A 10,236-nucleotide genomic window follows, 5' to 3' on the forward strand; every position below is an offset into this window, starting at 1 on the left:
AATATCATGTACAACAAAAAACTCACTCTGGCAATATTGGTGACCGCGATTATTCTTAGTGCTATTTTAGGAAGTTACTATTATCAAGGTAAAAGTGATAAAACTCTGACCCTCTATGGCAATGTAGATATACGTACTGTTAATCTTAGTTTCCGGGTTGGTGGTAAACTCGCTAGTCTACAAGTTGATGAAGGCGATACCATTGCAGCCAATCAAGTCATCGGCCAACTGGACAATGGGCCATTTATTAACGCCCTCAATAAAGCGAAAGCCACTCGTGATAGCACTAAAGCACGTTTAGCCATGATGGAAGAGGGTTATCGCACAGAAGAAATTGCCCAAGTCCGTTCGGAAGTTGCACAACGCGAGGCTGCCTGGCATTTCGCTAATAGTTTCTTCAAACGCCAACAAGGTTTGTGGCAAAGTAAAGTTATTTCGGCCAACGAATTAGATGATGCTAAAACAAATCACAATCAAGCATTAGCAGCTTTACAAGCAGCTAAAGATAAACTGAACCAGTTCGAAACCGGTTATCGTAAAGAAGAAATTGCAGAAGCCAAAGGCCAGCTTGCTCAAGCCGAAGCGGCTGTTGCTCAGGCTGAATTGGACTTGCAAGATACTCAACTGACTTCCCCCTCATCCGGTACTATTCTGACCCGCGCCATTGAACCAGGCACTATGTTGTCAGCCGGCAATACGGTGTTTACACTTTCTCTGACTGACCCGGTTTGGGTAAGAGCCTATATCGGTGAAAGCCATCTCGGACAGGCAACGCCCGGACGTGAAATTTTACTCTATACCGACAGCCGTAAAGATAAACCTTATCACGGCAAAATTGGCTTTGTTTCACCCACCGCCGAATTTACACCAAAGAATGTAGAGACCCCCGATCTACGTACTACTCTAGTCTATCGGTTGCGCATTATTGTCACCGACCCGGATGATGCCCTGCGTCAAGGTATGCCAGTTACTCTGCATTTTTCCGATTCAGATAAATAAGGGGCTGTCATGAGCAGCTCCGCATATACGATAAGGTTAGAAAAAGTCGAAAAAACTTTTCCCGGCCTGAATAATCCTGCGGTATCCAGCCTGACCGCAGAGATCTACGGTGGCTCAGTTACTGGGCTTGTAGGCCCGGATGGAGCAGGAAAAACTACACTGATACGCATGCTAGCGGGTTTACTGAAACCCGATAGCGGTTCCATTGAAATAATGGGGCTTGATCCGATAAAAGATGGCGTACAAGCGCGCTTTGAACTGGGCTATATGCCACAGAAATTTGGCCTGTATGAAGATTTAACCGTATTAGAAAACCTGAATCTGTATGCAGATCTGCGTGGCGTGCTGGGTGACGAGCGTAAAAAAACCTATGAACAACTACTTACGTTTACTGATCTGACCCGTTTTACCGGGCGACTGGCGGGCAAACTTTCAGGCGGCATGAAGCAAAAACTGGGGCTTGCCTGTACTCTGCTTGGCAAACCCAAAGTTCTGCTGCTGGACGAACCCGGCGTTGGAGTTGACCCGATAGCCCGCCGCGAACTCTGGCGGATGGTTCACGAACTGGCCGATGATGGGATGTTAATCCTCTGGAGTACTTCTTATCTGGATGAAGCTGAGCGGTGTCGTGATGTCCTGTTACTTAATCAAGGAAAACTGCTCTACAGCGGACAACCACAAAAACTGACCCAAAAGATGTCCGGGCGTTCTTTTCTGCTTGGTGCCAAACAAGATTCCCGTAGAAAAATGCTGCAACACGCTCTTACCTTGCCACAAGTAACAGATGGCGTGATTCAGGGGAAATATGTTCGTCTTATTCTCAAACCTGATGCCTCACCGCAAGAATTACTTAGCCAGCTTAAGCAACCTGAGGCTGAAATCGTTAAAGCCGCTCCCCGCTTTGAAGATGCTTTTATCGATTTACTCGGTGGCGGTTCCACCCGCCATTCTGAACTAGCAAAGATCATGCCACGGATTACTGCCAACCCGACAGAAACAGTCATTGAAGCGCAGGATTTAACCAAAAAATTTGGCGATTTTGCTGCCACTGACCATGTTGATTTTCAGGTAAAACGTGGAGAAATCTTTGGTCTGCTTGGCCCGAACGGTGCCGGTAAATCCACCACGTTTAAAATGATGTGCGGGCTCACGGTGCCGACTGGCGGTAAGGCGCTGGTATTGGGAATGGATCTGAAAACCAGCTCCGGGAAAGCCCGCCAACATTTGGGTTATATGGCGCAGAAATTTTCTCTGTATGGCAACCTGACAGTTGAACAGAACCTGAAATTCTTTTCCGGCATTTACGGCCTGCAAGGGCGCAAGCAAAAAGAAAAAATTGATGGCATGATCGACGCTTTCAATCTCAAATCGGTTTTACATCAAACCACCGACCAATTGCCTCTGGGATATAAACAGCGTCTTGCCCTTTCCTGCGCACTGATGCATGAGCCAGATATTTTGTTCCTGGACGAGCCGACTTCGGGGGTTGATCCACAGATACGACGGGAATTCTGGCTACATATCAATGGCATGGTAGATAAAGGCGTTACCGTTATGGTGACCACCCACTTTATGGATGAAGCAGAATATTGTGACCGAATAGGGTTGGTATTCCGAGGTAAATTGATTGCCGCCGGAACGCCTGATGACTTGAAACAATTGGTTGCTACTGATGAAAATCCTGACCCATCAATGGAACAGGCATTTATTGATCTGGTCGTTAATTATGATGAGGAGCTACAATAATGAGTAGCCCAAAGCAACATGCTCCACAACAAGCTGTCCGCTTCTCTTGGTGGCGATTGAAAGCACTTTGTGTAAAAGAGACAAAACAGATCTTACGTGATCCCACCAGCGGATTAATTTCTATTGCCATTCCATTGATTCTGCTGTTTATCTTTGGTTACGGTATTAATCTCGACGCCAGTACAGTCCGTGTTGGTATTCTGGTAGAACAACAAAGTGAAGATGCTCGTGAATTGATACAGGCTTTTGCCGGTTCTCCCTATATTGAACCCAAAATCAGCGATAATCGTCAGCAATTAATTAATATGATGCAATCAGGAGAAATACGTGGATTGGTTGTCATTCCTGTTAATTTCGATGCGCAACTTGCCCGTCCTGATGGTAAAGCCCAAATTCAAGTCATTACTGACGGCAGTGAACCCAATACAGCAAGTTTTGTACAAAGTTATGCTAAAGGAGTGTGGCAGATTTGGCTACAACAAAGAGGACAAGATCAGGGGAACGCTGTTAATCCGTTAATTGATATGCAGGTTCGTTATTGGTTCAATCCGGCAACAATTAGCCAGCATTTCATCATTCCCGGCGCAATAACCATTATCATCACCGTGGTTGGCGCCATTCTGACATCATTGGTGGTTGCCCGTGAATGGGAACGCGGTACGATGGAAGCTCTGCTTTCTACTCAAATTACCCGCACCGAATTACTGCTTTCTAAACTCTTGCCTTATCAAGTGCTTGGATCATTCTCCATGATGCTCTGTATGCTGATGACAGTATTTGTGCTGGATGTCCCCTACAGAGGCTCATTATGGATATTGTCCGCGATCACTAGCCTCTACCTGGCTACGGCCCTTGGTATCGGGCTTTTGATCTCTACGGTGACACGCAACCAATTTAATGCCGCAATGATAGCGCTGAATGTCGCTTTTCTGCCTGCGATTATGCTTTCCGGCTTCATCTTTGAAATAAATAGCATGCCTGCCTTTATTCAGGTAGTGACCTATTTCATCCCGGCTCGTTATTTTGTCAGTAGTTTGCATACTCTCTTTCTGGCTGGAAATATCAGTACGGTACTGGTGATAAATCTATTATTACTGATCGCCTCCGCTATTGTGTTTATTGGCCTGACAGCATGGAAAACCCAGCGGCGTCTGGATTAAGAAGGAATTAGCATGTTTTATCGTCTTTACACCCTGATTATTAAAGAATTGCAATCTCTACTCAGAGATCCGCAAACACGGGCTATCTTAGTTATGCCGGTTATCTTCCAGATGATCTTATTTCCTTTATCAGCAACCCTTGATGTGACTAATGCAACTATTGCTATTTTTGATGAAGACAAAGGCAAAGCCTCTATTGAGCTCACCCAACGGCTGGCAAAATCAAAAGCATTTCCTGATGTGCTATTGCTGAACCATTCACAAGAAATACAACCGGTAATCGATCACCAAAAGGCCCTATTACTGGTACGTTTCCCACAAGATTTCAGTGCTAAAATTGCCAGTCATGAACCGGTTTCCCTCCAAGTATTGCTGGATGGACGCAATTCTAACAGCGCTCAAATTGCAGCGGGCTATATCCAAGAAATTGTCCTTAACTATCAACAGGAACTGATGGGTAACCTGCCGAAAGCCAATAATAGCGAGTTGGTGATCCGCAACTGGTATAACCCTAACTTGGATTATAAATGGTTTGTCGTGCCCTCTTTGGTGGCACTGATTACTACGGTTGGAATATTGACGGTCACGGCACTGTCAATTGCGCGCGAAAGGGAACAAGGAACACTGGATCAATTACTAGTTTCACCCATGACCACCTGGCAGATTTTCATTGGCAAAGCAGTTCCTGCGGTGATTGTCGCTACCTTTCAGGCAACTTTAGTGCTTGCCATTGGCATATTCTGCTATCAAATTCCCTTTTCTGGTTCACTAGCACTGTTTTACTGCGCTATGCTGATCTACAGTTTATCGCTGGTGGGATTTGGCCTGTTAATCTCTTCCCTTTGCTACACTCAGCAACAGGCGTTTATTGGCGTATTTGTCTTTATCATGCCCGCTATCTTAATCTCCGGTTATATTTCTCCGGTTGAAAATATGTTCGGATGGCTACAAGACATCACCTGGATTAATCCTATCTGGCACTTTAACGACATCACTAAGCAAATTTATCTCAAAGATGCCGATTTCACGGTTATCTGGAGAAGTTTGTGGCCTCTTTTGGTCATTACTGCCACAACCGGTAATCTTGCCTATTGGTTATTTCGACGGAAAATTGCTTAACAAGAATGACCCTGCATTTTAGCTATGGCTTAACGATGCAGGGCTTTTCTTAGAAGCCAATCAGTGAATTTAGCGACGATCACCAAAAATACGTAGTAGCATCAAGAACATGTTGATGAAGTCCAGATACAGAGTTAATGCACCAACAATTGAGAATTTACGCAAATTCTCTTTGTCATTCACATCAAGATCTTCACCCATCTCTTTCAGCTTCTGAGTGTCGTAAGCGGTTAAGCCCGCAAAGATAACGACACCAATGTAGGTTACCGCCCACATCAACGCTGTACTCTTTAACCAGAGGTTAATCAGAGAAGCCAAAATGATGCCGATCAACCCCATAAACAAGAAGCTACCAAGGCCACTCAGGCTACGTTTGGTGGTATAGCCGTAAAAACTTAACGCACCAAACATCCCCGCCGTCACGACAAAAGTGCTAGCAATGGAGCCGGTAGTATATACAACAAAAATACTGGAAAGCGTTAAGCCGGTCAGCGCTGAATAGAGCATAAACAACCCTGTGGCTAACGAAGCTCCCATGCGGTTAATCATACCAGAGAGGACGAAAACCAACCCAAACTGCGCAATAATCAATCCATAGAATAGTATTGAGTTTGAGAAAATATATACAACAAGATCCTGATTTTGTGACACATACCAAGCCACAAATGCGGTTAACAACAGACCACAAGTCATCCAACCATAAACCTGGGCCATATAAGTTTGTAGGCCGGTTCCAGCTTGCTGGATTATCGAACCATTGGAGCGTGGATATCGATCCATGAAGCTTACCTTTTATAACGATATTAAAGACCTAGGTTGTTCAGTATCAACAACCCACTCAAGTTTTATACATTATCATAGAATATAAACAAAACAATTAAGTATTCAATAATTACTCATATAGCAATCTTTTTATTCAATCCTTTTTCGAAGCGTTTCGCAAAATTTAGCCAATATTTTCATCACCAACGTTTCGCGGCTTCCTGATCGCTCTCTCGGGATTCAACCCAACGTTCACCATCAGGCAAAAACTCTTTTTTCCAGAAAGGCGCCTGCGTTTTCAAATAATCCATAATAAATTCAGCCGCTTCAAAAGCCATATGACGATGAGCACCGGTCACACCCACAAACACGATCTCATCACCCGGATACAGTGTACCAACCCGGTGGACAACACTGATTCGCTGCAACGGCCAGCGACTGCGTGCTTCAGTGACAATACATTGTAACGTTTTTTCCGTCATTCCCGGATAATGTTCCAATTTCAGCGCGCCAACATTATCTCCCAAATTATGATTGCGGACTTTGCCAGTGAAAGTGACGATAGCACCATCTTCATCACATTGAGCAAGCCATTGATATTCATCTCCTACCTTGAAATTCTCCGGCCCAACGAAAATGCGGGTGTTTTCCATTTATCATCCCCCAGTCACCGGCGGGAAAAAGGCCACTTCATCGCCATCCTGTAATCGGTGCCCGCCATGAACCAGAGATTGGTTTACCGCTGACAACAATTTTCCATCTTCCAACGCCAAGGCCCAACGTTCTCCCTTTGATATTAGCGCCGTTCTCAAACCGTCAACGGTTGTGTAACGATTATCGAGATCCAGTGAATCAGTACCTACCAGCTCACGTACCTGAGCAAAAAACAGTACTTTAATCATTGCTCCACCTTAAAATGACCTAATTTACCACCTATCTTCTCCAGTAAACGCACTGGCCCAATGACCATATCTTTCTGTACCGCTTTACACATATCGTAAATTGTCAAAGCCGCGACTGATGCCGCTGTCAGGGCCTCCATTTCAACACCGGTTTTCCCAGTCAGACGACAACAGGATTCAATTCTGACCCGGTTATATTTTGTCTGAGCTTCCAACTTCACTTCTACTTTAGTTAGCAGTAATGGATGACACAGCGGAATTAATTCCCATGTGCGCTTGGCTGCTTGGATACCCGCAATCCTCGCGGTGGCAAATACATCACCTTTGTGATGGCGACCTTCAATAATCATTGCCAGTGTTTCCGGCTTCATTCCAACAAACGCTTCTGCCCTTGCCTCGCGTGATGTTTCAGCTTTAGCAGAAACATCAACCATATGCGCTTCACCGATAGAATTGATGTGGGTTAATTGAGACATTCTTAGCTCCTGAAAAAACAACAAGATCCAGACGGTAAATTAACCGCCGATGACGGAAAGATTTGGGGTGATACCACTGTCACCTTGATGAAGAAAATGGGTTTCCCGTTTATGCCGCAATCCATCCTGAATACGCAATTTCAGATCATCGAGTTGTTTTTCACTCGCCAATAAGTCACGCAGTGGTATCCCTTGTTCACCAAACAGGCATAAATGAAGATGACCTATTGAAGAAACACGTAACCGATTACAACTCCGACAAAAATCTTTCTCATAAGGCATAATTAGGCCAATTTCTCCCTGATAATCAGGATGGCTAAAAACCTGTGCAGGGCCATCACTGCGTGAACGTTGAAGCAAATGCCAGCCATCGAGCAACAAGCGTTCCCGGATAATTTCCCCCGAAATATGGTATTGACGAAACATGTCACCACCGTCACCGGTTTCCATCAACTCGATGAATCTTAATTGAATCGGACGATCTTTTATCCAATGCAGGAAAGCCGGCAGGCTGATATCGTTAACATTTTTCATCAGCACCACGTTGACTTTCACTTTACTAAAACCCGCTGCAAATGCTGCATCAATACCGCGCATCACCTGAAAAAATTTGTCCTGCCCGGTAATCGCATGAAATTGGCGGGGATCAAGCGAATCCATACTGACATTCACTGCGGTTAAACCCGCCTCTTTCCACTTAGCAATATCTCGTTCCATTCGATAACCGTTAGTGGTTACCGCGAGGGTTTTAATCAACTTATTTTCACGTATGACGGAAATAATATCGGTGAAATCGCGGCGCATGGTCGGTTCACCCCCCGTCAAACGGATTTTCTCGGTACCCAGATCGGCAAATGCCCGGCCAACAAGACGAATTTCGGATAATGTCAAAAAGGAGTGATGTCCACGGGGTTTATAACCATCCGGCAAACAATAAGTACACCGAAAATTACATACATCGGTGATTGATAGCCGCAAATAGTAAAATTTGCGGGCAAAAGCATCTGTGAGTTGTTTCACCATAACACCTTTCCAAACATGGGAGACGTGGGCATTTCTGCCTCACATCCTGGTGACTCAGTGGTCACGGCCAAAGCATCATATCGCTGTGTAAAAAGGGACTTAGATGCAGAGGCTAGGAGTTAATTCCATAGGGTATATGATTTAATGTAAAACGACCTTCTGTGATATGGATTTTAGCGCTTAACAAAGAAAAATGCGAATACCTACTTTCGTTATATAATTGAATATATACCTTATGGATTTCAAAATGCATCGCGACGGCAAGGGAGCGAATCCAAGGACAATTTCTATTTGTGATCAGTTAAAACATTGCACCCAATCATAACGTTTGTTCAGTTAATCGTGTTTTATAATAAATTACGCTAAAATTATTCAGCGAATATATGCTCAGTCAGTAATAGGAATTCTATGCGAAACCGCACATTAGCCGATTTAGATCGGGTAGTTGCCTTAGGCGGAGGTCATGGCCTTGGCCGCGTTATGTCCTCTCTTTCATCACTAGGCTCTCGCCTGACAGGCATTGTCACCACGACAGATAATGGCGGCTCAACCGGCAGGATCCGGCGTTCAGAAGGCGGTATCGCCTGGGGTGATACCCGCAATTGTTTAAATCAGCTTATTACCGAACCCAGCGTCGCGTCAGCAATGTTCGAATACCGTTTCAGTGGCAATGGCGAACTGGCAGGGCATAATCTGGGGAATCTGATGCTTAAAGCGTTAGATCATCTAAGTGTCAGACCCCTTGAGGCAATTAATTTAATCCGCAGTTTGTTGAAAGTTAATGCTCATCTTATTCCAATGTCTGAGCAGCCCGTTGACCTGATGGCGATAGATGATCAAGGCAACACCATTTATGGCGAAGTTAATGTTGATCAATTGAATTGTATTCCTCAGGAGTTGATGCTTTATCCGCCTGCGGCCGCAACAAAAGAGGCATTGGATGCTATCACTCAAGCAGATCTGATTATTATCGGCCCTGGCAGCTTTTTCACCAGTCTGATGCCATTGCTGCTGCTTGAAGATCTCACCCAAGCCCTGCGCCGTAGCTGTGCCAATATGATTTATATCGGTAATCTTGGCAAAGAATTAAGTGCCGCCGCTGCTGAACTGACGCTAAAAGATAAGCTGGAAATAATGGAAAACAAAATTGGCAGCCGGATAATTGATGCGGTCATTGTTGGCCCGTGCACAGATATCAGCGACCTTAACGATCGAATTATCACTCAACAAATACTCGAAGCACAGGATGTTCCCTACCGCCACGACCGTGAATTACTGCATCAGGCGTTAGAGAATACTCTGCAAAACCTTGGGTGACTGTTCCCTCCGTTAAAGAGGGTGTCGCAAAAGCTCTCCTTTATCAGCTAAGATCGGGGTTCCCATTCCAAGCGCGGCTCCTTTATGACGATATTTCTACGATAACTGATGCCTTACATTCACGCCGGATGTCAGAAAAATCTACCCAAAATCGCGGTTTATTTTCAATGCTGGCCTTTTGCGACACCCTCGCATTGGGCCAGGATTTACGGGGCAATTGTTAAAAAAAACCTTTTTTATCTATCCGTGTGGTTTTAAAAGCTGGAAAAGAGGCCAGGCTAACCACGAAAAAACAGGTAAAAACTTTAATCATCAAAAGTAAAAAGAAGTAATTAAGGATTTTTTAAACAGGTTAAAAACCCGATGGCATTCTAACATTGGAAGAGAAAACATCAGGAAAAACGGATTTTAAATTGATTAAACAAGGTGAAAAAATGACAGTGTTAACCTAATAACAATAATATATCATATCAAAACATTTATACCCGTTATCTTTCAAGTTGCCTCTTTGTTGGCTGCACTCGCTCACCCCAGTCACATAGTTACCTATGCTCCCGGGGATTCTCTCCCTTGCCGTCGCGATGCATCTTGAAATCCATAGGGTATAACAGTATTAACCACATTAAACCGATTTTCTTAAATAAAAGATTTTTCCTGACTGCAACAAGTTCACGAAAAATCAGAGACTATAATTGTAGAAAACCGAGATGCCTTTAGATTAACCCAAAAAAG

At 44.4% G+C, this 10,236-nt stretch carries 10 protein-coding genes and 1 riboswitch; of the genes, 5 read left to right on the forward strand and 5 right to left on the reverse strand.

Annotated features, from left to right (window positions below):
- The first annotated feature begins 6 nt into the window (after positions 1-6).
- Genes hlyD through CKY02_RS07910 form a run of 4 tightly spaced genes read left to right on the forward strand, consistent with a single transcriptional unit; the run spans position 7 to position 5,024 of the window.
- The gene (hlyD, locus tag CKY02_RS07895; RefSeq protein ID WP_112876146.1) at positions 7-999 is read left to right on the forward strand and encodes a secretion protein HlyD; all 993 of its coding nucleotides are present in this window, start codon (positions 7-9) and stop codon (positions 997-999) included.
- A 9-nt stretch (positions 1,000-1,008) separates the two neighbouring features.
- Positions 1,009-2,745, forward strand: coding sequence for an ATP-binding cassette domain-containing protein (locus tag CKY02_RS07900; protein WP_112894867.1), 1,737 nt, complete (start codon positions 1,009-1,011; stop codon positions 2,743-2,745).
- The gene (locus CKY02_RS07905) at positions 2,745-3,905 is read left to right on the forward strand and encodes an ABC transporter permease (protein WP_112894868.1); all 1,161 of its coding nucleotides are present in this window, start codon (positions 2,745-2,747) and stop codon (positions 3,903-3,905) included. The genes CKY02_RS07900 and CKY02_RS07905 overlap by 1 nt, the downstream gene beginning before the upstream one ends.
- A 12-nt stretch (positions 3,906-3,917) precedes the next feature.
- Entirely contained in the window at positions 3,918-5,024 is a 1,107-nt protein-coding gene (locus tag CKY02_RS07910; RefSeq protein WP_112894869.1) for an ABC transporter permease, read from the forward strand.
- A gap of 69 nt (positions 5,025-5,093) precedes the next feature.
- Here CKY02_RS07910 and CKY02_RS07915 read toward each other — a convergent pair whose 3' ends face one another.
- The 5 genes from CKY02_RS07915 to moaA all read right to left on the reverse strand — a co-directional run bounded on the left by CKY02_RS07915 (position 5,094) and on the right by moaA (position 8,184).
- Positions 5,094-5,804: a Bax inhibitor-1/YccA family protein gene (locus CKY02_RS07915; RefSeq protein ID WP_112894870.1), complete on the reverse strand. Its 711-nt coding sequence runs from the start codon at positions 5,802-5,804 to the stop codon at positions 5,094-5,096.
- A gap of 182 nt (positions 5,805-5,986) precedes the next feature.
- The gene (gene moaE, locus CKY02_RS07920; RefSeq protein ID WP_112894871.1) at positions 5,987-6,439 is read right to left on the reverse strand and encodes a molybdopterin synthase catalytic subunit MoaE; all 453 of its coding nucleotides are present in this window, start codon (positions 6,437-6,439) and stop codon (positions 5,987-5,989) included.
- A 3-nt stretch (positions 6,440-6,442) separates the two neighbouring features.
- Positions 6,443-6,688, reverse strand: coding sequence for a molybdopterin synthase sulfur carrier subunit (gene moaD / locus CKY02_RS07925; protein ID WP_112894872.1), 246 nt, complete (start codon positions 6,686-6,688; stop codon positions 6,443-6,445).
- The gene (gene moaC / locus CKY02_RS07930; RefSeq protein ID WP_112894873.1) at positions 6,685-7,164 is read right to left on the reverse strand and encodes a cyclic pyranopterin monophosphate synthase MoaC; all 480 of its coding nucleotides are present in this window, start codon (positions 7,162-7,164) and stop codon (positions 6,685-6,687) included. The genes moaD and moaC overlap by 4 nt, the downstream gene beginning before the upstream one ends.
- A gap of 39 nt (positions 7,165-7,203) precedes the next feature.
- On the reverse strand, positions 7,204-8,184 hold the full coding sequence (moaA, locus tag CKY02_RS07935) for a GTP 3',8-cyclase MoaA (protein ID WP_112894882.1): 981 nt from the start codon (positions 8,182-8,184) through the stop codon (positions 7,204-7,206).
- Positions 8,174-8,318, reverse strand: a riboswitch (molybdenum cofactor riboswitch). Its footprint overlaps the gene before it by 11 nt.
- 277 nt (positions 8,319-8,595) lie before the next feature.
- On the opposite strand from moaA, the gene yvcK reads away from it, so the two are divergent.
- Positions 8,596-9,504 (forward strand): uridine diphosphate-N-acetylglucosamine-binding protein YvcK, encoded by a 909-nt coding sequence (gene yvcK, locus CKY02_RS07940; protein ID WP_112894874.1) that lies wholly within the window; start codon positions 8,596-8,598, stop codon positions 9,502-9,504.
- Positions 9,505-10,236: the final 732 nt, after the last annotated feature.

The organism is Photorhabdus bodei, from assembly GCF_003287735.1.
GTDB lineage: Bacteria > Pseudomonadota > Gammaproteobacteria > Enterobacterales > Enterobacteriaceae > Photorhabdus > Photorhabdus kayaii.